This is a genomic window from Nonomuraea cypriaca (genome assembly GCF_015645445.1).
Lineage (GTDB): Bacteria > Actinomycetota > Actinomycetes > Streptosporangiales > Streptosporangiaceae > Nonomuraea > Nonomuraea cypriaca.
The window spans coordinates 1-19,922 of sequence record NZ_JADOGI010000084.1 but is presented as its reverse complement, the minus strand read 5'-3'; the positions used below and the strand labels follow the sequence as shown (position 1 = coordinate 19,922).

At 72.4% G+C, this 19,922-nt stretch carries 17 protein-coding genes; 13 read left to right on the top strand and 4 right to left on the bottom strand.

The genetic code is table 11. The features are described 5' to 3' along the window. Nucleotides 1-58: 58 nt before the first annotated feature. From ITP53_RS26230 to ITP53_RS26210, 5 genes are all read left to right on the top strand, one after another. Nucleotides 59-904, top strand: coding sequence for a hypothetical protein (locus tag ITP53_RS26230; RefSeq protein WP_195898108.1), 846 nt, complete (start codon nt 59-61; stop codon nt 902-904). Beyond that, nucleotides 901-1,500, top strand: coding sequence for an HAD family hydrolase (locus ITP53_RS26225; protein WP_195898107.1), 600 nt, complete (start codon nt 901-903; stop codon nt 1,498-1,500). Before ITP53_RS26230 ends, ITP53_RS26225 begins: the two co-directional genes overlap by 4 nt. Before the next feature lie 41 nt (nt 1,501-1,541). Beyond that, the gene (locus ITP53_RS26220; RefSeq protein ID WP_195898106.1) at nt 1,542-3,347 is read left to right on the top strand and encodes an HSP90 family protein; all 1,806 of its coding nucleotides are present in this window, start codon (nt 1,542-1,544) and stop codon (nt 3,345-3,347) included. Beyond that, a complete protein-coding gene (locus ITP53_RS26215) occupies nt 3,340-5,190 on the top strand; it encodes a hypothetical protein (protein ID WP_195898105.1) in 1,851 nt (616 codons plus the stop codon). Before ITP53_RS26220 ends, ITP53_RS26215 begins: the two co-directional genes overlap by 8 nt. A gap of 66 nt (nt 5,191-5,256) precedes the next feature. Beyond that, the gene (locus tag ITP53_RS26210) at nt 5,257-6,792 is read left to right on the top strand and encodes an alkaline phosphatase D family protein (protein WP_195898104.1); all 1,536 of its coding nucleotides are present in this window, start codon (nt 5,257-5,259) and stop codon (nt 6,790-6,792) included. Between the two features lie 60 nt (nt 6,793-6,852). Here the strand turns inward: ITP53_RS26210 and ITP53_RS26205 are convergent, their stop codons facing one another. Further along, nucleotides 6,853-8,412: an efflux RND transporter periplasmic adaptor subunit gene (locus ITP53_RS26205; RefSeq protein WP_195898103.1), complete on the bottom strand. Its 1,560-nt coding sequence runs from the start codon at nt 8,410-8,412 to the stop codon at nt 6,853-6,855. 176 nt (nt 8,413-8,588) lie between these two features. On the opposite strand from ITP53_RS26205, the gene ITP53_RS26200 reads away from it, so the two are divergent. Genes ITP53_RS26200 through ITP53_RS26175 form a run of 6 tightly spaced genes read left to right on the top strand, consistent with a single transcriptional unit; the run spans nt 8,589 to nt 14,447 of the window. Beyond that, a complete protein-coding gene (locus ITP53_RS26200; protein ID WP_195898102.1) occupies nt 8,589-9,656 on the top strand; it encodes an efflux RND transporter periplasmic adaptor subunit in 1,068 nt (355 codons plus the stop codon). Continuing rightward, the gene (locus ITP53_RS26195; protein WP_195898101.1) at nt 9,653-10,405 is read left to right on the top strand and encodes an ABC transporter ATP-binding protein; all 753 of its coding nucleotides are present in this window, start codon (nt 9,653-9,655) and stop codon (nt 10,403-10,405) included. The genes ITP53_RS26200 and ITP53_RS26195 overlap by 4 nt, the downstream gene beginning before the upstream one ends. Beyond that, nucleotides 10,402-11,652: an ABC transporter permease gene (locus ITP53_RS26190; RefSeq protein ID WP_195898100.1), complete on the top strand. Its 1,251-nt coding sequence runs from the start codon at nt 10,402-10,404 to the stop codon at nt 11,650-11,652. The genes ITP53_RS26195 and ITP53_RS26190 overlap by 4 nt, the downstream gene beginning before the upstream one ends. Nucleotides 11,653-11,665: 13 nt before the next feature. Beyond that, nucleotides 11,666-12,244 (top strand): hypothetical protein, encoded by a 579-nt coding sequence (locus tag ITP53_RS26185; protein WP_195898099.1) that lies wholly within the window; start codon nt 11,666-11,668, stop codon nt 12,242-12,244. After that, nucleotides 12,241-12,933: a response regulator transcription factor gene (locus tag ITP53_RS26180; protein WP_195898098.1), complete on the top strand. Its 693-nt coding sequence runs from the start codon at nt 12,241-12,243 to the stop codon at nt 12,931-12,933. Before ITP53_RS26185 ends, ITP53_RS26180 begins: the two co-directional genes overlap by 4 nt. A 50-nt stretch (nt 12,934-12,983) precedes the next feature. Next, nucleotides 12,984-14,447, top strand: a complete 1,464-nt coding sequence (locus ITP53_RS26175; protein WP_328815779.1) for a sensor histidine kinase — start codon at nt 12,984-12,986, stop codon at nt 14,445-14,447. A 72-nt stretch (nt 14,448-14,519) separates the two neighbouring features. Here ITP53_RS26175 and ITP53_RS26170 read toward each other — a convergent pair whose 3' ends face one another. After that, the gene (locus ITP53_RS26170) at nt 14,520-15,899 is read right to left on the bottom strand and encodes an FG-GAP and VCBS repeat-containing protein (protein WP_195898096.1); all 1,380 of its coding nucleotides are present in this window, start codon (nt 15,897-15,899) and stop codon (nt 14,520-14,522) included. A 148-nt stretch (nt 15,900-16,047) separates the two neighbouring features. Between ITP53_RS26170 and ITP53_RS26165 the strand changes: the two genes are divergently transcribed. Beyond that, entirely contained in the window at nt 16,048-17,277 is a 1,230-nt protein-coding gene (locus ITP53_RS26165) for a cytochrome P450 (RefSeq protein WP_328815776.1), read from the top strand. Here ITP53_RS26165 and ITP53_RS26160 read toward each other — a convergent pair. Together ITP53_RS26160 and ITP53_RS26155 are read right to left on the bottom strand one after the other, a co-directional pair. Then, complete coding sequence (locus ITP53_RS26160; protein ID WP_195898094.1) at nt 17,274-18,686, bottom strand: MFS transporter; 1,413 nt, start codon at nt 18,684-18,686, stop codon at nt 17,274-17,276. The genes ITP53_RS26165 and ITP53_RS26160 overlap by 4 nt on opposite strands. Continuing rightward, nucleotides 18,683-19,291, bottom strand: a complete 609-nt coding sequence (locus ITP53_RS26155; RefSeq protein ID WP_195898093.1) for a TetR/AcrR family transcriptional regulator — start codon at nt 19,289-19,291, stop codon at nt 18,683-18,685. The genes ITP53_RS26160 and ITP53_RS26155 overlap by 4 nt, the downstream gene beginning before the upstream one ends. Nucleotides 19,292-19,389: 98 nt before the next feature. On the opposite strand from ITP53_RS26155, the gene ITP53_RS26150 reads away from it, so the two are divergent. Continuing rightward, the coding region (locus tag ITP53_RS26150; RefSeq protein WP_195898092.1) for a helix-turn-helix domain-containing protein at nt 19,390-19,922 on the top strand (533 nt) is incomplete at its 3' end.

Here is a 19,922-nt window from a genome sequence, read left to right as displayed (position 1 = left end):
GGCCGATTGCAAGCGGCGTATGCCAATATCGCGCGAGAAGATCATGCGGGGAGGCGGCGTGACGAGCATCGTCGGCGTGCACGGGATCGGCAAGTACAACTATTACCTGGAGGCCGGGCGCTCGGCGGCCGGGGCGGCCGCGGCCATGCGGGTCAAGTGGGACCGCTACCTGCACCTTGCGCTCGGGGGAGAGGCCAGACCGTACTTCAGCGAGGTCGCCTACTTCTCCCACCACCTGCACGACGGCCCGCCCGGCGACGGCGAGCCGCCGCGCTCCGCCGCGAGGCAGGCCGAGATGGAGGCGGAGATGGAGATCGCCGCCCAGCAGGTACTCGCCGACTGGGCGAGGAACCTGGGCCTGGGCGAGCACATCACGGGGGCGCTCAAGTCGTTCACCGGCTGGCTGCTCGACCGGCTGGACGGCAGGTCGGCGCAGTTCGCCAAGCTGTTCGCGCCGGAGGTGGCGGCGTACCTCACCGACCGGGCGAAGCGCGAGCGAGCCCAGCAGGCCGTGGCCGGCGTCATCAGGAAGCACCGGCCCAGGGTGCTGATCGCCCACTCCCTCGGCAGCGTCGTCGCGTACGAGACCCTGTGGGCCTGCCCCGATCTCCAGGTCGACCTGCTGATCACCCTGGGGAGCCCGCTCGGCATGCGCAACGTCGTCTTCGAGCGCCTCCTCCCTGCCCCCGTCAACGGCCGGGGCGAACGCCCCAAGGGCGTCGGACGCTGGGTGAACGTCGCCGACAAAGACGACATCGCGGCCATCCCGCCCGCCCTGTGCGACAGCTTCACCGGCGTGGACGCCGAGGAGCTGGTCAACCTCGACTGGATCGACTTCCACACCGCCCAGAAATACCTCGGGTGCCCGGCACTCGATCCGCATCTGCGACCATTCCTCGCATGACATGGATTGTTTTCGACTACGGCGGTGTCCTGTGCCTGCCGCAGCCCGAGTCCGACGCCGACGCCATGGCCCGCGCGGTGGACGCCGACCCCGAGGCGTTCAAGCGCGGCTACTGGGAGCACCGCCTGGAGTTCGACCGGGGTGCCCTGACGCCGACGGCGTACTGGTCGGCGGTGCTGGACAGGCCGGCCACCCCTACCGAGGTCGCCCGCCTGGTCGCCATGGACATCTCGAGCTGGGCCTACCCCGACCAGGGCACGATCGCCATCCTCGACGAGCTCCTCGACGCCGGCCGCGACGTGGCGCTGCTGTCCAACGCGCCCGCCTGCATGGGCGACGGCCTGGACGAACTGCCCTGGATCGCGGCGATCGGCCACCGCTTCTACAGCGGCAGGCTGGGCCTGGTAAAACCCGACAGGGAGATCTACGACACGATGGCCGGCGAGATCGGCGCCGCTCCCTCGGACATCGTCTTCATCGACGACCGCCAGGAGAACATCGAGGGCGCCGAGCGCGCCGGCATGACGGGCGTGCACTTCACCGACGCCGCCGCGCTGCGCGGCGCGTTGTCCGGCCTCGGTGAGGCGGTCCGATAATTCAACGGCGAAACGCCTTTTATGTGATCTAAGGTGACCGGGTGGAGAACGCCTTTCAAGTTGATCTGCGCGGCGTGGTCGACCTGCTCAGCCGTCACCTGTATTCGAGCCCCCGCGTCTATGTCCGCGAGCTCCTGCAGAACGCGACCGACGCGATCACGGCCCGCCGCGCGATCGACCCGGCGGCGCCCACCGATGTGCCCGCTGAGACGCCCGCCAAGGTGACCATCGACGTCGCCGGCGGGCTCGTCAGCGTGCGCGACACCGGCGTCGGCCTGACCGAGGACGAGGTCCACACGCTGCTGGCCACCATCGGCCGCTCCTCCAAGCGCGACGAGCTGGGCTTCTCGCGGCACGAGTTCCTGGGCCAGTTCGGCATCGGGCTGCTGTCGGGGTTCCTGGTCGCCGACGAGATCAGCGTCGAGACCAGGTCCGCGAACGGCGGCCACACGGTGCTGTGGACCGGCCGGTCCGACGGCCGCTACTCGGTCGAGCGGGCCCCCAGGGAGCGGGACGAACCCGGCACCACGGTCACCCTGCGGGCGCGCCACGACGCCGCGGAGTGGGTGAAGGAACGCACGGTCACCGAGCTGGCCGGCCTCTACGGGGCGCTGCTGCCGTTCGAGGTGAGCGTGAACGGGCGGCGTACCACGCTTGACGCGCCGCCCTGGCAGGAGACGCACGCCTCGCCCGCCGCCCGGCGGGACGCGCTCGACCGGCACAGCCAGGAGCTGTTCGGCTTCACCCCGCTGGACGTCGTCGACCTGAGCGTCCCGGAGGCGGGCCTCACCGGTGTGGCGTACATCCTGCCAGCCCCGGCCAACCCGGCGGTCCGCGGCGCCCATCGCGTCTACCTCAAGCGCATGCTGCTCGCCGAGTCCGCCGACGGCCTGCTGCCCGACTGGGCGTTCTTCGCCCGCTGCGTCGTCGACGCCTCCGAGCTGCGGCCCACCGCGAGCCGCGAGGCGCTCTACGAGGACGACCTGCTGGAGCACACCCGCGACGAGCTGGGCCGCCAGCTGCGCGCCTGGCTCGTCCGGCTCGCCACGACCGACCCCGACGGTCTGCGCGCCTTCCTCGCCCTGCACCACCTGGGCGTCAAGGCGCTGGCCCGGCACGACGACGACATGCTCAGGCTCGTCGACCAGTGGCTGGAGTACGAAACCAGCGCGGGCCCCATGACGCTGGCCCAGTTCAGGAGAAGCCACCCTGGCGGGCGCTTCACCTCCAGCGTGGACGAGTTCCGCCAGCTCGCGGCCGTGTCCGGCGCGCAGGGCATCGGCCTGGTCAACGGCGGCTACGTCTACGACGCCGACATCCTGTCCAGGCTGCCCAGGATCGACCCGGACGCGCGGCTGGAGCGGCTCGACCCGGCCGAGCTGGCCACCCGCCTCGGCCCCGCGGAGCCCGGCGCGGAGCTCGCGGCGCGCCCGCTGCTGGCCGCCGCCGGCCGCGCGCTCGACCCGCTCGGCTGCGCGGTGGTGCTGCGTGACTTCGACCCGGCCTCGCTGCCCGCCCTCTACCTGACCAGCCGCGCCGCCCAGCACCACGCCGACCTGCGCGAGGCCCGCGACGCGAGCGACGAGCTGTGGGCCGGTGTGCTCGGCGCGCTCGAACGCACGGTCGCGGCGGACCGGCCGACCCTGGTGCTCAACCACCGCAACCCGCTGGTCCGCCGCGTGCTCGGGCTGCCCGACCAGGCCCTGGCCGCGACCGCCGTGGAGTCGCTGTACGGGCTGGCGCTGCTGCACGGGCACCATCCGCTGCGCCCGGCCGACACCGCGGCGCTCAACCGCTCGTTCCTCGGTCTGCTCGACTGGGCCGTCCAGGGAGGCACGCGTGACTGACGACGTTCAGGCGCTGCTGTCCGAGGCCGGGTCGCTGCCGTACGGCGAGGCCAGGACCGTGCTGGTGGAGCGCGCCGTCCACGAGGCCGAGGCACGGCGCGAGCCCGGTGCGACCGTCGAGGCCCGGCTGGCGCTGATCGCGGCCTACCAGTTCGGTGGCGAGCCGGTGAAGTCGTTCGCCACGTTCTCGCGCTGCCTGGCCGACTACGACGCCGAGCCGGGCAGGTTCGAAGAGTGGCAGGCGCACCGGCTGCTCTGGCAGTACAAGTGGATCATGAGCGACCTCCGCAGGTTCCCCGAGGTGCCGCTGCCGCGCGCGCTCGACGCGCTGGACGACATGGAGCGCCGCTTCCGCCAGGCGGGCGACCTGCTGCACGCCGTGTACGCCGAGCGCTGCGCCATGGCCCTGCACCTGGGCGACGACGCGGGCGTGGCGGAGTGGTTCCACCGCTGGCGGACCGCGCCGCGCGACCGGCTGTCGGACTGCCAGGCATGCGACGTCGGCTCCCAGGCGCGCACCCTGACCGCGCTCGGGCGGGACGAGGAGGCGGTCGCCCTGGCCGCACCCGTCGTGACCGGCCAGTTCACCTGCTACAGCCAGCCACAGAGCATCCTGTGCACGCTGCTGCCCGTCTACCTCAGGATCGGGCGGCTCGACGCGGCCGCGGAGGCGCACCGGCGGGCGTACCGGCTGGTCCAGGGGCAGGTCGCGGACCTGGACGACTTCGGCGATCATCTGCGCTTCTGCGCGCTCACCGGCAACGAGACGCGCGGGCTGGAGATCCTCGAGCGGGAGCTGCCGCTGCTGGAGCGCCCGCCGTCGCCCAGCCAGGCCGCCCGGTTCATGAGCGGCGCCGCCCTGCTGCTGCGCCGCCTGGAGGAGATCGGCCACGGCACCCTGACGGTACGGCGCGGCGACGCGGACGTCCCGGTGCCGGCGTTGCGCGCGGAGATGGAGGCGGGGGCCCGCGGGATCGCCGCCAGGTTCGACGCCCGCAACGGCAACGACGTGCACTCCCGCCGCATGGAGGCCCGGCTGGCCGCCACGCCCGTGGCCGGCAGCCTGCCGTTGCTGCCGCACGCCAGGCGGCAGCCCAGTGACTCCCCGGAGGAGAGCCTGCGTGCCGCGGCGGTCGCCGCGGACCAGGAGGAGGCCGTACGCCATCTGGAGGAGGCGGTCGCCGGGTTCACCCAGCGGGGTGAGGGGCGCGGGGCCGCGCTGGCCCGGGTGGATCTGGCCGATGCGTACCTGGGCGCCGACCGCCCGCTGGACGCCGCCGAGACCGCCGAGGAGGCCGTGGCGCTGCTCGGCGCGGCGGACGCGGAGCGCCTGGCGGGGGTACGCAAGATCCTGTCCAGGGCGCTGATCGTGCTCGGTGAGAGCGAGCGCGCGCTGGAGGTGCTGCGGGAGCTGGGTGACGCGTACGCGCTGCTCGAAGCCGCCCAGGCGTTCGACGACCGCGACGAGGACCGCGAGGCCGCGGCGGCGTACGCGGCGGCGGCCGAGCTGTACGAACGCGCGGGCGACCTCCTCGGGGCCGCGAACGCGATGCGCCTGCACGCCCTGTCGATCTACTACGGCTATGACCAGGCGGAGGAGGTCACCGCCGCCTACGCGCGCGCCAGGCGGACGCTCGACGCCGCCGGTTCCATCCCCGGGGCGGCCGGTGAGCGCGCCAAGCTGGCCTACGACGAGGCCACCGCCCTGCGGTGGGCCGGCCTGCGCGAGGCCGCCGTCACGGCCTGCCAGGAGGCGATCGAGGTGTTCCTCGCCCTGGACGACGAGGACGGCGCCGGGCTTGCCCGTCACCTCCTTGACGAACTGCGCGAAGAGGACGACTGATGCTGTTCATCCGCCCTTGACGCCGCAGTCACGACGGAGTCAGCACGGCCGGACATACCTGGGAACGTGGACCGCAGAGCCTTCCTGACATCGGCGACAGCCGGCCTCCTCACCTCGCACCCGCTCATCCAGCCCCGCGCCAGAACCCTCGCCGCCGACCCGTTCACGCTGGGCGTGGCCTCCGGAGATCCCTCCACCGACGGCTTCGTCCTGTGGACCAGGCTGGCCGTCGACCCGCTGGGCGGCGCGGGCCGCGGCGGCATGCCGTCCCGCGACGTGGACGTGGACTGGCAGGTCTCGACCGACGAGCGCTTCTCCAAGATCATCAAGTCCGGTACGGCCACCGCCCGCGCGCGCGACGCCCACAGCGTCCACGTCGAGCTGAAGGGGCTGGACCCCGGCCGCGACTACTTCTACCGGTTCAGGAGCGAGGGCCGGCTCTCGCGGGCCGGCCGCACCAGGACGACGCCGGTGGGGGAGACGCCGCTCACGTTCGCGGTCGCGGCGTGCGCGCACTTCGAGCACGGCTACTACACCGCCTACCGCCGCCTGGCCGAGCAGGAGCCCGACCTGGTGGTGTTCCTCGGCGACTACATGTACGAGTACGGCCCCAGCGGCTACACCGCGCTGGCCGGGCGCGTACGCACCCACACGCCGGGCAAGTGCCGCACGCTCGCCGACTACCGGCTGCGGCACGCCCAGTACAAGAGCGACCGCGACCTCCAGGCCGCGCACGCGACGGCGCCGTGGCTGATGGCGTTCGACGACCACGAGGTGGAGAACAACTGGGCCGGTCCCGTCTCCAGCACGGGGGCGCCGGGGTTCGCCAGGCGCAGGGCGGAGGCGTTCCGCGCGTACTACGAGAACATGCCGCTGCGCCGCGCCAGCCTCCAGGGGGCGGTGCTCAGGGTGAACCGGCGCGTCTCCTGGGGGACGCTGGCCCGCTTCCACCTGCTCGACACCCGGCAGTTCCGCGACGACCAGGCGTGCCTCGACGGCGTGCGGGCCGGCTGCGACGACCGGCTGGCGGACCGGCGCACGCTGCTCGGGAACGACCAGTGGCGCTGGCTGGAGGACGGCCTGCGCGGCTCCTCCACCCGCTGGAACCTGCTCGGCCAGCAGATCATGATGGCGCAGCGCGACTTCAAGGTCGGGCCGGGCCGCGAGGTGAACCTGGACTCCTGGGACGGGTACGCGGCCGAGCGCACCCGGCTGCTGGGCTCGCTGGCCCGCACGCCCAACCCGGTGGTGCTGACGGGCGACGCGCACATGCACCACCTGGCGGAGCTCAAGACCGACTTCGACGACCCGGACTCCCCGGTGGTGGCCAGGGAACTGGTGGCCTCGTCGATCGCGAGCGACGGCGACGGGTACCGGGACCGGACGTGGATCGCCGAAGCCCTCCAGGAGAATCCGCATTTCTCCTACATCGACCAGCGGCGGGGCTACCTGATGGCGCGTCTCACCCGCGACGAGCTGTCCGTCGACTTCCGCACCCTGGACTACATCACCCGCCGGGGCGCGCCCGCCCGCACCTCACACCGCCTCGCCATCCCGTCCATCACCTCGGCCGCCGGCCAGGCCGCACCGCCCGCAGGCTGAACGTTCGCTGTGAACCCGCTGCGGATCCGCTCAACGCGGCCGGGCGTCGCGCACGCCGGGTCAGGCCCCCGGCCAGCCGCCGTCCGGGAACTCGCCGGAGGTGCCGTCCGACATGACGACCTGGTCGGTTTCCCTCAGCCCTGAGGTGATCTCGATGTACTGGTCGCCGCGCACTCCCGTCCGTACCACCTTCGCCGCGTCGTGGCCGCCTGAGCGCACGGTGACCACCTGCGTGCCGTCGGCCCTGGCGCGCACCGCCGCGGCGGGCACGTAGATCGTGTCCTGGGCCTCGTCGGTGATGATCGTCACCGAGGCCGTCTGCCCGAGCATGAGCCCGGCCGGCGGCTCGTCGAACGCGAGCGTGACCGGGTAGCGGACCAGCCGGTCGTCCACCGTCGCGGTCGGCGCGATCGCCGTCACCGTGCCCGCGTAGCCCTTGTCTCCTCGGGTGGCCAGGGTGATCCCGGCCTGCTGCCCGAGCTTGAGCCGGCTCACGTCGGACTCGGTGACCATGGCCTGGACCTGGAGCTCGTTCAGGTCGCCCAGGCTGATGAAGGTGCCGGTGCCCGCGGTGTCGCCGACCCCGCCCGCGACCGACAGCACCGTGCCCGCCACCGGGGCCGTGATCCGGGTGGCTTGTACGGCGTCGGCCGCCTGTTCGAGTGCGGCTTCCGCGCGGTCCACGTTCGCGGCGGCCTGATCCTCGCCGACCCCGCCCTTGGCCGCCGTGCCGCACGAACCCTGGGCCGGTCGGCCACCGCCGGTCGCTCTCGTGCCAGGCCACGCCGATGGCTTCCCGGCTGCGGTGGGCTTTCCCGTTGGCCTCGCGCCGGTGGACGGCTTCCCGCCGGCGGTGGGCTTGGCCGTGGGAGAGGACGTGCCCGATGGGGCGCCGGTCGAGGGCGGGCGGTCACCTGGCTGGTCGTTCGCTGGGCTCCCGGCCCAGGTGCCGCCGGTGGGCGTGGCGGTGACGGTCGCGGTGACCGTGGCCGTCACGGTGACCGTCACCGTGGGCCGCGGTTCATGATCGGTCGGCACGGGATCAGTCGGTACAGGATCGGTCGGCTCGTGATCGGTCGGCACTGGGGTCGGGCTCATCGTCGGCTCGGGGGTGGCGCTCGGCACCGGGCTCCTACCCCCTGAGCCAGGCGCCTCGGGCCCGAGAAAACCCTGGCCCGAACGGCCCGCCGCCTCCTGCCCGGCCGCCCCCGCGGTCGTCCCCGTGGTGGGTTCGGTGGGTGAGGGGCAGGTGGGGGCTGCTGCGGTGGATGCTTCTCGCAGGGCTTCCTGGGCGGCGGTCAGGTCGGCTTCGGCCGCCGTGTACGCCTCCCGCGCCGCCCGCCCGTCGATCCGGGCCAGCACCTGGCCCTTCTTCACCTTGGCCCCGGCCTTGACGTGGACCTTGGTCAGCGTCCCCGATGAGCCGAAGGACAGGTCCCTGCGCGAGCCGTCCACGGTGCTGCCCGCGGCGCTCACCAATGCCGTGACCGGCCCGCGCCCGACGGCGGCGAGCCGTACCTGGACGGTGGGCGGGGCGTCGTCGCGGAGCGCCAGCGCCAGGCCGGACCCGGCGACGAGTACGGCGAGGGCGAGCCCGCCCAGCGCGAAAGTCGCTCTCATGAGCGGCCATCCTGGCGCGGCAGCTTCGCGCCCGCCTGCGAGCAGCCTCAGAGTTACCTGAGCGCCAGGAAGGAACGGCGGGTTGTCAGCGAACGTTCAGCTTGCTCGCGGCTGCGGCGCAGCCTGGTGTGCGAGGGTCACCGCCTGTGAAGGTGTCGACAAGGCGCAGAGCGCTGATGACCAACGGAGCGCTGGCGGCGCTCCTGCTGGGCGGGGCCGCGCTCGCCTACGCCCAGCTCGGCACGGGCCGGGCGGCGGGCGAGACGACCGTGCGGACGGTCACCGCGAGCCGGGGCTCCGTGGTCGCCTCCGTGTCCGCCTCGGGCGCGGTCGAGAGCGCCAAGTCCAGAGCGCTGTCGTTCGGCACGACCGGGACGGTCGAGAAGATCTACGTCAAGCCCGGCGACAAGGTCGGCAAGGGCGACCTGCTGGCCAGGCTCGACGACGACGCCGCCCAGGAGAGCCTGTCGGCGGCCGAGGCCACGTACCAGAGCGCCGTCGACGACGGGACCGCGACGGCGCAGCTGAACGCCGCCTACATCAAGGCACGCAACGCCTACAGGGAGGCGCGGCGCACGGTCGCGGGCACCGTGCTGAAGGCTCCGTTCGGCGGCACGGTCACGGCGGTGAACGGCTCGGTCGGCGGGCCGGGTTCGGGCGGAGGCGCGGGACAGAGCTCGGGTCAGAGCGGGCAGGAGGCCGCGAGCGGGTTCGTCGAGATCTCCGACATCGGCAGGCTCCAGCTCGTCGGCACCTTCACCGAGTCGGACGCGGGCAAGCTCAAGCTGGGCCAGGCGGCCACGGTCACGTTCGACGCGCTGCCGGGAGTGAGCGCCACCGGCAAGGTCACCCAGATCGAGCCGGTCGCCGTCACCAGCGACAACGTCGTACGGTATCCGGTCACGGTGACGTTCACCGAGGTGCCCGGCCAGGTCAGGCTGGGCCAGACGGCCACGGTCGAGGTCGTGGTCGGCCAGGCCGCGGACGTCGTCACCGTCCCCCCCACGGCGGTCTCCACCAGCGGAGGCCAGACCACGGTCACCCTGTTCGAGGACGGCAGGCAGACCAGGACGCCGGTCGAGGTCGGCATCCAGGGCACGACGACGACCGAGATCAAGTCGGGCGTGTCCGAGGGCGATCGGCTCGTACCCCCGTCCACCACGGGCGGCACCACGGGCGGCGACCAGCGGCAGCTCGGCGGCGGCGGGTTCCCTGGCGGCGGCATGCGGGGAGGCGGGCGATGACCGCCCAGGACGCCCGCGTCCCCGTCCTGCGGGTCAGGGACCTCGTCAAGGAGTACGGCGAAGGCGACGCCAAGGTCCGCGCCCTGCGCGGTGTCAGCCTGGACGTCGAGCGCGGCGACCACGTGGCCATCATGGGCGCCTCGGGCTCAGGCAAGTCCACGCTCATGAACATCCTGGGCTGCCTCGACGTCCCCACCTCGGGTATGTACCTGATCGACGGCGCCGACGTGGGCCGGCTGGACGAGCACCAGCTCGCCGTCCTGCGCAACCGCAGGGTCGGGTTCGTGTTCCAGTCGTTCAACCTGATCCCGCGCATGAGCGCGCTGGCCAACGTCGAGCTCCCGCTGGTGTACGGCGGCATCGGCCAGGCCGAGCGGCGCGCGCGGGCGCTGGCCGCGCTGGAGCAGGTCGGGCTGTCCGACCGCGTGCACCACGAGCCGAACCAGCTCTCCGGCGGCCAGCAGCAGCGCGTGGCCGTCGCCAGGGCACTGGTCACCGCGCCGGCGTTGCTGCTGGCCGACGAGCCGACCGGCAATCTCGACACCGCCTCCACGAACGACGTGCTGCAGATCATGGACCGGCTCAGTGAGGCCGGCCGGACGATCGTGATCATCACGCACGAGGACGACGTGGCCGCGCACGCCAAACGGTTGATCAGGCTGGTGGACGGCGAGGTCGTCGAGGACCGCCGCCAGGCGCCGGTGGACGGCCCCCCGCCCCGCCTGAAGGAAGGGGCGGCGGCCGGATGAACCAGTTCGAGCTGCTCCGTTTCGCGCTGCGCGGCCTACTGGCCAACAAGATGCGCAGCTCGCTGACCACGCTGGGCATCCTCATCGGCGTGGCCGCGGTCATCATGCTGGTCGCCGTCGGCGAGGGCTCCTCGCGCAGCATCCAGCAGAACATCCAGCGCCTCGGCGCCAACACCCTGACCATCTCCCCGTCCTTCTCCGGCGGCGGCGGGGGCGGCGCCATGCGGGTGCCCGGCGGGGGCGGGAACACCGGGCCGCGTACGCAGGCCAGGCAGCTCAGCCTGGCCGACGCCGAGGCGCTGACGGAGAAGACGCTCGCGCCCTCCGTCAAGACCGTCTCCCCGGTCGTTAACGCCTCCTCCGCCACCGCCGCGTACGGGGCCGCCGGCCACACGATCGCGCAGTTCGTCGGCACGTACCCCAGCTACTTCGAGGCCGTGAACAAGCCGGTGGACCGGGGGACGTACTTCTTCAACGACGACGTGCTGGCCGCCAGGAAGGTCGTGGTGCTCGGCCGTACCGTGGTGGAGGAGCTGTTCGGCGCCGTCGACCCGATCGGCAAGCAGGTCAGCGTGTCCGGCGTGCCGTTCACGGTCGTCGGCGTGCTGAAGGAGGCCGGGTCCGCGGGCACGCAGGACGCGGACGACGTGGCCATCGCGCCGCTGCCCGCCGTACAGCAGAGCCTGAGCGGGTTCGGCGCGCTCAGCCAGATCGTCGTGCAGGCGACCGGGGCGGACACCACGACGACGGCGCAGTCCGAGGTCACCGCCATACTCAACCAGCGACACGGCATCACGAACGACAACCCCGACTACCGCGTTCTCAACCAGGCCACCCTGCAGGAGACCGTCAGCCAGGCGACGGGCACCTTCACCGTGCTGCTGGGCGCCGTCGCCGCGATCTCGCTGCTGGTGGGCGGCATCGGCATCACGAACATCATGCTCGTGACCGTCACGGAACGCACCCGCGAGATCGGCATCCGCAAGGCGATCGGCGCGCCCAGGAGCGCGATCCTGGGCCAGTTCCTGCTGGAGGCCACCTTGCTGAGCCTGGTCGGCGGGTTGTCCGGGGTGCTGGTGGCGTTCGCGGGGACGAGGTTCACCGTCGCAGGCATCGAGCCGGTCCTCGTGCCGTCGTCGGTCGTGCTGGCACTGGGCGTGTCGGTGGGGATCGGGCTGTTCTTCGGCAGTTATCCCGCCAACAGGGCGGCCAGGCTGAGGCCGATCCAGGCCTTGCGCCACGAGTAAGGAGAAATCGTACATGGCCCAGCTCGACTCCTCCCCGTACCCCGATGACCTGCGGGAGGAGCTCGCCGTCCAGCCGCGGGAAAGCACGTCGAAGCTCACGCGGGCGCTGGCCGCCGGCGTCGTGCTGGTGGCGGGGATCCTCATCGGCATCCAGGCGGACGATCTGTTCGGCTCCCCGGACACGCCGCAGGCGGCGGCCCAGCAGCGCCTCGCGGGCGGCGGCGGGTTCCGGCAACAGCAGGACGACCGCCCAGGCGCGGCCGGGCAGCCGAGCGAAGGTCAACAGCCGGGAGAGGGCCAGCAGCCGGGCGAGGGCCAGCGGCCGGGGGCGGGGCGGCGGATGGGCGCGGCGGGCGGCACCATGGGCACCGTCGAGAAGGTCGAGGACGGCAAGATCTATGTGAAGACCACGGACGGCACCACCGTCACGGTGACCACCACCGACCAGACCACCGTGCGGATCTCCAAGCCCGGTAAGGTGTCCGACCTTGAGACCGGCACCACGATCGTGGTACGCGGCCGGCCGGGCGGCGACGGTGCGGTGACGGCCGCGTCGATCACGCAGAGCGCAGGTGGAGGAGGACCGCGGTGAGTGAACCCGAGGCCAGGTTGCTGGTGGTCGACGACGAACCCAACATCAGGGAGCTGTTCTCGGCCAGCCTGCGCATGGCCGGGTTCGAGGTGCTGACCGCCGCCGACGGCAGGCAGGCGCTGCGGGTGGCCGAGGAGAGCTCGCCGGATCTGGTGATGCTCGACGTGATGCTGCCCGACCTGGACGGCCTGGCGGTCGCGGGAAGGCTGCGGTCCCGCGGCCGCCGGGTCCCTGTGCTGTTCGTGACCGCCAAGGACGCCCCGGAGGAGCGCCTCGCCGGGCTCGGCCTGGGCGAGGACTACGTGACCAAGCCGTTCAGCCTGGAGGAGGTCATCGCCAGGATCCGGGCCGTGCTGCGCAGGACCCGGCGCGGCGTGCCGCCGCCGAACCGGCTGCGGGTGGCCGACCTGGAGCTGGACGAGGAGAGCCACGAGGTGTGGCGGGACGGCGTCGCGGTGGCGTTGTCGCCGACGGAGTTCAGGCTGCTGCGCTACTTCATGCTCAACGTGGGCCGGGTGCTGTCGAAGACGCAGATCCTCGACAACGTCTGGAACGGCGACTGGCGCACCGACGTCGGCCTGGTCGAGTCGTACGTGTCGTACCTGCGCCGCAAGGTGGACACGGGCGAGGACAAATACCTGCACACGCTGCGCGGGGTCGGCTACATCCTGCGCGCCCCGCGCGAATGAGCCCGTCGCCGCGGGGTTTCGCGAGGATCCGGCCGGTCGGGCGCCTCGCGGTGCGCAAGCATCTCGCCAGGGCGCCGCTCTGGCTGCGGCTGGTGTCGGCCACTCTGCTGCTGGTCACCCTCGCCATCACGCTGACCGGCCTGGTCGCCGTACGCCTGCTGCGCGGCTACCTCGTCGAGCGGGTGGACCATCAGCTCCACGCGGCCACCGTGCCGTTCAGGGACGCGCCGCAGCCGGCGGAGCCGCCGCGTCCGGGCGCGCGCCCGCAACGCTTCTTCGGCCTGTTCGACTCGATGCTCCTGGACCCGGGCGGCGCCACGATCAGAACGCTCAGCGAGTCGACGGACGAGCACACCCCCGCGCTGCCCCGGCTGGCCGCGGCCGACGTCCGCGCGCTCAGGGGCCGGCCGTTCACCGTCGAGTCGCGCGCCGCGGACGGTCCTGACTGGCGGGTCGTCGCCGTGCCCGTCCGCGCTGGCCAGACGCGGGTGATCGCCGTCAGCCTGGGCGACATGGACGCCACGGTCTCCCAGCTCGCCCTCATCGTGGCCGTCGGCGGGGGTGGCACGCTGGTCGTGCTCGGATTCGCCTGCTACTGGCTGGTACGCCGCAGCCTGCGCCCGCTCGGCGAGATCGCGCGCACGGCCAAGGACATCGCGGGCGGCGACCTGTCGCGTCGCGTGCCGCTGTGGGCGGGCACCACCGAGGTGGGCAAGCTCGGCCGCTCGCTCAACGCCATGCTGGCCCAGATCGAGGTGGCCGCGCGCGAGCGGGAGGCGGCGGCCGAGTCGGCCCGCGCATCTGCGACGGCCGCCCGGCGGTCGGAGGAGCTGATGCGCCGGTTCATGGCCGACGCCTCGCACGAGCTGCGCACGCCGCTGACTTCGATCAGGGGGTTCGCGGAGCTGTTCCGGCTGCGGGAGGAGAAGGACCTGGGCGAGGCCGTACGGCTGCTGAGCCGCATCGAGGGGCAGGCCGCCCGCATGGGGCTGCTGGTGGAGGACATGCTGCTGCTGGCCAGGCTCGACCAGCGCCGCGAGCTGGCGATGCGGCCCGTGGACCTGCTCAGCCTGGCGGCCACCGTCGTGATCGACGCCCAGACGCTGGCGCCCGACCGGTGCATCGAGCTGGTGCGGCTGTTCGGCGGGGAGGGCGAGGTGGTGGTGACGGGGGACGAGTCGCGGCTCGGGCAGGTGCTGAACAACCTCGTCACGAACGCCCTCACGCACACCCCGCCGGGCACGCCGTTCCAGGTACGGGTGGGCGTGGACGGTGATCGGGCGGTGGTGGAGGTGGCCGACGAAGGGCCCGGGTTCTCCGCGGAGGTGGCGGAGCGGGTGTTCGAGCGGTTCTACCGAGCCGATCCCGCGCGCGGCGCGGGTGGGTCCGGGCTGGGGTTGTCGATCGCGGCGACCCTGGTGGAGGCACACGGCGGCATCGTCATGGCCGAGGGAGATCCCGGCAAGGGCGCCCTGTTCAGAGTGATCCTCCCCGTGGCACAGCCTTCGGCGTGAACGCGCCGGTCGGGTTGAGGGTGCCGGCCGGGTTCGGGGTGCCGGTCGGGTTGGGGTGCCTGCCGCAGTGGCTCAGCCGAGGGCGTAGCCGTACAGGCCGGAGCCCTTGCCGAGGCGGCGTACCTTGCCGAGCCGCAGGCCCGGCTCGCGGCGCCCGGGCGCGTACATGACCAGGCCCTGGTCGGGTGAGGCCACCACGAGCCCGTACACCGGGGGGCGCGCGGACAGCGACCGGTAGCGCTCGCCCTGCGCGGGCAGCGCCGCCACCGAGGCGCCGAAGTCGCGGCCCTCTCCCTTGACCAGCAGGTTCCCCACCCGCGTCAGCCCGCCCGCCGCGCGTCCCGCCAGCACCTGGACCGCCTTCTCGCCGGGCACGCCGACGGCCAGGTCGGCCTTGCCGTCGCCGTTGAAGTCGCCCGCCGCCAGCGAGGCGCCGAACCGGTCGTAGTAGCGCGGCACGCCCTTGAGCGAGTTCTGCGACCACGCCTCGGTCCTGTCGGTCCGCAGGCCGTTCCGCGATCCGTACAGGACGTCCACGGTGCCGTCGCCGTAGTCCATGGCGCGCTGGTTGGCGGTGAGGCCCTCGCCGGGGACGCCGATGGCCAGGTCGGCTTTGCCGTCGCCGTTGAAGTCCCCGGTGGCCAGTGCCGCCCCGAACCCGTCCCACTTCTCGGCCGCGCCGTGGATGCCGGGGCTGCTCTGCGTGAGCTGCCGTGCCCGCCGCTCCCGTACGTCGATCACGGTGACCGAGCCCTGCCCGTCCGCCCGTACGCTGTCGGCGGGCGCCCCGGCGACCAGTTCGTCCCGCCCGTCGCCGTCGAAGTCCCCGGTGGCCAGCGCCGCCCCCCACTGGTCGGTCACCTGCGCGGCCTGCCGCACCCACGGCGTCTTCTGCGTGATCTGGACGGGCTCACGCCCCTTCATCCAGTAGACCGTCAGTGACCCGCCCGACCGGTGACTGGGCGCGCCCACGACCAGCTCGTCCCGCCCGTCCCCGTCGAGGTCGCCCGCCGCCAGCGACGCCCCGAACCGGTCGCTCGACGGCTTGGCCAGAGCCAGCTCCCTCCCGGCGACCAGCCCATCCGGCGACCCGTCGAAGATCTGTACGACCCCGTTCCCGTCGCCCCCGGGCACCCGCTCCCCGGCGAACTCCTCCGACACCCCCACGGCCAGGTCGGCGCACCTGTCCCCGTTGAAGTCGCCCACGGCCAGGGCCGACCCGAACGAGTCACCGGGCTCCGCGCCGTCCTGGGTGAGCTTCACCTGCCTGCCCGACCCGTACAGCACGGTCACCGAGCCGGCCCTGGAGTCGTCGTAGGGCGCGGCCACGGCCAGGTCCGGGCGGCCGTCGCCGTCGAAGTCGAGCGGGTGCCCGCCGCACGAGCGGGCCAGGGCGGGGGCCGTACCGGAAGTCAGGGGAAGAACCAGGCAGGCGGCGAGCAGAACCTTCATACCGGAAGTAATGACCGGGCAGGTCGAACCAGGCCTGAACGGCACGAGAACGGGCCAGGAGGGTCGAATGCACATCGGCCTCCGGCGGACGGATGAGCGCGCCGTCCGGGCTGCCCGCGGAGGAGCGGGAACGTGCCAGGATAGTGCGGTGGACATCGATCTCGCCGATCTGGACTTCTGGCGCAAACCCCCCAAAGAGCGTAATGAGGCGTTCGCGCGGCTCCGGCAACTGGAGCACCCGGTGTTCTTCCCGGAGAAGAAAGTGCCGCTGCTGCGCTCAGGCAAGGGCTTCTACGCCCTCGTACGCCACGCGGACGTGGTCGAGGCCAGCCGCAACGCCAAGCTGTTCTCCAGCGAGCCCGCCGTGACCAACCCGGAGCCGCCCGGCTGGGTGAAGCAGGTGTTCGGCGAGTCGATGGTCAACATGGACGACCCGCGCCACGCCCGCCTGCGCAGGATCGTCACCCGCTCGTTCAGCCCCCGCATGCTGGCCAATCTCCAGGGCGACATCGAGGCGGCCTGCGCCCGCATCGTGGACGACGTCGTCAGGGACGGCCCGAAGGACTTCGTCGCGCAGGTGGCCGCCCGGCTGCCCATCCACGTCATCTGCGACATGCTCGACATCCCGCACGACCTGCGGGAGAGGGTCCACGAGCACGTCGACGTCTCCACCGCCTACACCGGCCTGCGCCCCAGCCTGGCGCGCAGCGTGCAGATGGCCGGCCAGAACATGCTGGCCCTGCTGGCGCTGCAGCGCATGGTCATCAAGCTCGGCCACGAGCGCGTCGCCGATCCCGGGAGCGACCTGGTCTCGCTGCTGGTCAACGCCAACCCGGACGGCGAGAAGCTCACCGACAGGGAGCTCGGCTCGTTCTTCGCGCTGCTGCTGGTCGCCGGCAACGAGACGGCCCGCAACACGATGGCCCACGGCATCAAGCTCCTCACCGACAACCCGGCCCAGCGCGAGCTGCTGATGAGCGACTTCGACACGCACATCAACGGGGCGATCGAGGAGATGGTCCGCTACGTCTCACCCATCATGCAGTTCAGGCGCACGGTGACGCAGGACTGCTCGCTGCGCGGCCTGGAGCTGAAGCAGGGCGACAAGGTGGTGCTCTTCTACGGCTCGGCCAACCGGGACGAATCGGTGTTCCCGCACGCGGACACGTTCGACATCACCCGCGACACCAAGCCGCACGTCGGCTTCGGCGGCCCTGGCCCGCACTTCTGCCTCGGCGCCAACCTGGCCAGGCAGGAGATGCGGACGATGTTCCGCGCGCTGCTGACCAGGCTGCCGGACATCCGCTCGGTCGGCGAGCCGGAGCTGCTGCTGTCCAACTTCGACAACAGCGTCCGCAGTCAGCCGTTCACCTGTTAATCCTCGGCCGCCAGCACGTTGGTCCTGATGGTGAAGAACGTGATCAGCGCCGACACCACCATCATCCCGGCGCTGATCAGCATCGCCATCCTGAACCCGGCGTCGAACACCGGCGGATTCTGGAACGCATCGCCCACCAGCCCGACCAGCGGCGGAACCGCGGCCACGGCCAGGAGGCTGCCGGTGCGCGCCACGGCGTTGTTGACGCCGCTGGCGGTGCCCGCGTGCCGTTCCTCGGCCGTGGCCAGCACGGTCGCGGTCAGCGGCGCGACGGCGCCCGACAGGCCCAGCCCGAAGACCGTCACCGCCGGGAGCACCTGCAGCGGGTAGGACGCGCCGAAGCTGATCGTGCTCATCCAGAGGAAGCCGACGCCGGCCACCAGGATCCCGAACGTCATCGGCCAGCGCGGGCCGAAGCGCTTGGCCACCTCCCCGGCCTGGGCCGACAGCAGCATCATGAGGATCGTCGTGGGCAGCATCGCCAGGCCCGCCGCGATGGGCGAGAAACCGGACACCACCTGGAGCTGCACGACCAGCAGGAAGAACACCACGCCCATGGCCGCGTACATGATCAGCGTCACCACGTTCACGGCCGTGAAGACCCGGTCGCGGAAGATCTCCACCGGCACCAGCGCGTCAGGGGACCTGCGGATCTGCGTCACCACGAACGCCGCCCCCAGCAGCAGCCCCGTGACCAGCAGGAGGGGCGCCCCCTTCTCGATCAGTCCGTACGTGATCCCGGCCAGCGCCAGCGCCGCCAGCACCGCCCCGAGCACGTCGAACCGCCCGGCCGCCTCCTCGTCCTTGCTCTCCGGCACGTGCCGCAGCGTGATGAACAGGATGACCAGCGCGACCGGCAGATTGATCAGGAACGCCCACCGCCAGCCGGCGGTCTGCACCAGCCAGCCGCCCAGCAGCGGCCCGATGGCGCTGGCCACCCCGCCGAGCCCCGACCACGCACCGACCGCCCGAGGCCGGTCGTGCCGGACGAACGACGCCTGGATGATCGCCAGCGACCCCGGCGTCAGCAACGCGCCGCCGATGCCCTGCAGCGCCCGCGCCCCGATCAGGAACTCGATGTTCGGCGACAGCCCGCACAGGGCCGACGCGACGGCGAACCAGAGGATGCCGATGAGGAAGACGTTGCGCCGGCCGTAGCGGTCGCCCAGCGAGCCGCCGAGAAGGATCAGGCCGGCCAGCGTGAGCGTGTACGCGTTGATCGTCCACTGCAGCCCCGCCATGTCCGCGTCGAGCTGCCTGCCGATGAACGGCAGCGCGACGTTGACCACGGTGCTGTCCAGCAGCGCGATCCCGGACCCCAGCACGGTCGCCACCAGGACCCACCGGCCGCGGGCGGACTTGAGCCGGAGGTGGGTGTCGGCCTGGAGCTCTCCCGGCCCCTGCGTCATGCGCCGGCCCCGGCGGTGCCGAGGGCCCGCAGCACGAACTCGGACACCAGCGCCGCGGCCCGCTCCACGGTCACGTCGCCGCTGATCAACGGGACCCGCTCGGCCCCGATGACGGCCAGAATCATCCGGGCCGTGGCGTCGACGTCGATCACCCGGAAGTCCCCGGACTCGATGCCGCCTTCGAGGATCTCCACCAGGACCCGCTGCATGGGCGCGACGTGCTCGGCGAGCTGCTGGTAGGCGTCGGGCCCGAGGGAGGCGGTGAGGTCGGCGGCGCCCGGGTGGGGATGCGCGAGCAGGCCCGCGAGCTGCAACCGTACGAAGGCCCGCAACCGGTCGGCGGGCGAGGCGCCGGCGGGCAGCTCCCGCTCGTAGCTGTCGATGAAGTAGTGGGTCACCCGCTCGGTGAAGGCGAGCAGCAGGGCGGCCTTGTCCGGAAAGTAGTTGTAGAGCACCGTACGGGTGATGCCCGCCTCGCCTGCCACGTCGGTCATCGAGATGGCGTCGATGCCGTGCACCCGCGACAGCCGTGAGACGGCCTGCAGAATGCGATCGCGCGTCTGGGCACGATGCTCGCCGATGGTGGCGGCGGAGATTCGGGGCATGCGTTCATGGTAGGCCCGGACGCTCGAGCCTCCCTGACGCCCGTCATATTCCAAAGGAATCCTTGACATATCGGGCGGTGCTCCCCATGATTCACAGCATGTCCTGGGAATCTTCGGGAAGGCGCCCGCGACGGCTGCTCGACGATCCGGCGGCGATGCGGGCCTTCGCGCATCCCGTGCGGCTGGCGCTGCACGAGTCGCTGCTGCGCGCGGGCACGCTGACCGCCGCCGACGCCGCGCGCGAGGTGGGGGTCAGCCAGGCGCTGGCCTCGTACCATCTCCGGCAGCTCGCCAAGTACGGCTTCGTGGAGCAGGCCGAGGCCAAGGACGAGCGCGAGCGGCCCTGGAAGGTGACCGAGAGCACCCAGGAGTGGGACGAAGGGACGCGCCCGGACCAGGTGGCCGCTCGCGGCCTGCTGGAGCAGGTCATCGTCGAGCGGGCGCTGGCCAGGCTCGTCGAATGGCGGCAACGGCGCGCCGATGAGCCCGCCGCGTGGAAGGGCGCCGGCGGGGTGAGTAACACGTACCTGTACGCCACCCCTGAGGAGTTCGCGCAGCTCACCGAGTCGGTCGAGGCCCTGCTGAAGCCCCTGAGGGCCCGCGTCGACGACCCGTCCGCCCGCCCCGGCAC